Annotated in this window: 3 protein-coding genes; all 3 read right to left on the reverse strand. The window is 76.3% G+C overall.

Going from position 1 to position 1989, the window contains the following annotated elements; genetic code table 11:
• Positions 1-2: 2 nt before the first annotated feature.
• Positions 3-1085 (reverse strand): NAD-dependent epimerase/dehydratase family protein, encoded by a 1083-nt coding sequence (locus ACSNN9_RS28375; RefSeq protein ID WP_436676374.1) that lies wholly within the window; start codon positions 1083-1085, stop codon positions 3-5.
• A gap of 90 nt (positions 1086-1175) precedes the next feature.
• Entirely contained in the window at positions 1176-1472 is a 297-nt protein-coding gene (locus tag ACSNN9_RS28380; RefSeq protein WP_436676375.1) for a hypothetical protein, read from the reverse strand.
• 71 nt (positions 1473-1543) lie between these two features.
• Positions 1544-1989: DUF1772 domain-containing protein (locus tag ACSNN9_RS28385; protein ID WP_436676376.1), on the reverse strand; the 446-nt coding region annotated here is incomplete at its 5' end.

Consider the following 1989-nt stretch of genomic DNA (forward strand, 5'->3'; position numbering starts at 1 on the left):
GGTCAGTAGGGGTTGCCGTGGCCGGCGGGGCGGCCGCGCAGCAGGGCGGCGGGGCGGCCCGGGAGGTGGCCGGCCGCCGACATCGGCGGGCTGGCGGTGTGCGCGCCGTCGGCCATGCCGGCGAAGAGTTCCTTGAGCGCGCTGAGCGCGTCGTGGCGCGGGTGCCAGCCCAGCTCCGTCTCGGCGCGCTCGCTCGACATCAGCGGCGCGTGCAGCGCCAGCTCCACCCAGCCGGCGTCGATCGGTTGCAGCCGTGCCCGCCAGGTCAGCGCGGCGGCGACGCGCAGCACCGGGGCGGCGACGGGCACGGTCCAGCCGTGGAAGTGCCGGGCCACCAGCTCCGGGGTCAGCACCGGGTCCGCGGCGACGTTGAACGCGCCGCGCGCGTCACCCAGGATCGCCCGGGCGTACGCGTCGGCGACGTCGTCGGTGTGCACCGCCTGCATCCGCAGCCGCCGGTTCGTCGGCACCAGCGGGATCCGGCCGAAGCGCAGCAGCCGGACGGGCGCGAACGGGCCGAGGAAGTAGCGGGTGATCTCGGTGGCCGCCGCCCGCTGGAAGTTGAGGCCGGGCCGCAGCCGCACCACCCGCAGCCCCGGGTGTTCCCGCTCCGCCCGGTCGAGCAGCGCCTCCACCTCGGCCTTGTCCCGGCTGTACGACGAGCCGGGCACCCCGGTCGCCGGCCAGCGCTCGGAGACCGGGTGGTCCTTCGGGCCGGGCGCGTAGACGCCGACCGACGACGCGTACACCAGGGCGGGCACGCCGGCGCGGACCACGGCGTCGATCACGGCCGCGCTGCCGCCGACGTTGGTCCGGTGCAGCACCCGCTGGTCGTGGCTGGGCTGGATCTGCCAGGCCAGGTGCACGACCGCGTCGGCCCCGGCGAAGACCTCGGCGAGCTGGTCGGCCGCGCCGGGCAGGCCGACGTCGCAGGAGTGCCACTCCACCTGGTCGTACGGTTCGCCGCACTCCGGCCCGGGCAGCCGGCGGGCCACCCCGGCGAGGTCCAGTCCGCGTTCCCGCCGCAGCCGGCGCAACAGGGCGGTGCCCGCGTTGCCGGTCGCCCCCACCACCACGATCCGCATGTCCGCCCCGTACCCGGTCAGCCACGAGTCAATCGCGGCGGTCGGGCCGGGCTGTCGTCGCCCACGGATCCGCGCTGCGGCTCGCCGCCGTCAGGGCCGGGGCGAGTGCCGGACCCAGTTCTTCTGCCCGCCCCGACGCCGGCCGTCGGAGGCAGCCAGGCAGCGTGGGCAGATCCGGCCGACCGGGTCCGCCTCGGTGAGCACGTCCGTCGACGTGTACTCGAATCGCACGTGCGGGAAGCGGCGCAGCCGGGTCCGGCTGAGCGGGAGCCCGCAGACGGTCTGGTTCTGCCCGGGCAGCCAGGCGTGCACCTCGCCGGCCGGCTCCCGTACGCCGTCCGGGCCCGTCTCCTCGCTGGAGGCCGCCACGGCCGGGGTGCTGCTCATCCTCATACGGGCACGGTTCCCCCACGCCGCGCCGCCCATGCCTGCCGCGCCAGGCGGCAGTGCGGCGGCGGTCAGCCGTGCCGGGCCAGCAGGGCGGCGATCAGGCAGGCGAACGCGGCCACCGAGGAGAGCGTGCGGACGAGGTTCCCGCGCACCCAGGCCGCCTCGAACCAGGCCCGCACCTCGGCCGGGTCGGCGATCCGGTCCACCGGACCGGCGGCCTCCAACCGGTCGTTGAGCGGCACGTTGAGCCGCACGGTGACCCCGACGGTGACCAGGTGGCAGGCCAACGCGGCGACGGTCCAGAACAGGACCGGGCCGCCCCGGGTCAGGTGCGCGGCGGCGGCCACGGCGAGCAGCGGCACCGCGCCGAGGAAGGCGCTGAGGAACCAGCCGTTGAGGATCCTCCGGTTGACCGACTGCATCGTGCCGACCAGCGTCCGGTCGTCGGTCGCGGCCAGACCCGGCATGACCGCGCAGGTGAACGCGAAGAACAGCCCCGCCACCAGCCCGGTGG

It is taken from the genome of Micromonospora sp. URMC 107, from assembly GCF_051386315.1.
Taxonomy (GTDB): domain Bacteria; phylum Actinomycetota; class Actinomycetes; order Mycobacteriales; family Micromonosporaceae; genus Micromonospora.

Bases quoted from the DNA above. Each gene is read 5' to 3' on its own strand.
- ACSNN9_RS28375 (WP_436676374.1), bottom strand. From the start codon at position 1,085: ATGCGGATCGTGGTGGTGGGGGCGACCGGCAACGCGGGCACCGCCCTG.
- ACSNN9_RS28380 (WP_436676375.1), bottom strand. From the start codon at position 1,472: ATGAGCAGCACCCCGGCCGTGGCGGCCTCCAGCGAGGAGACGGGCCCG.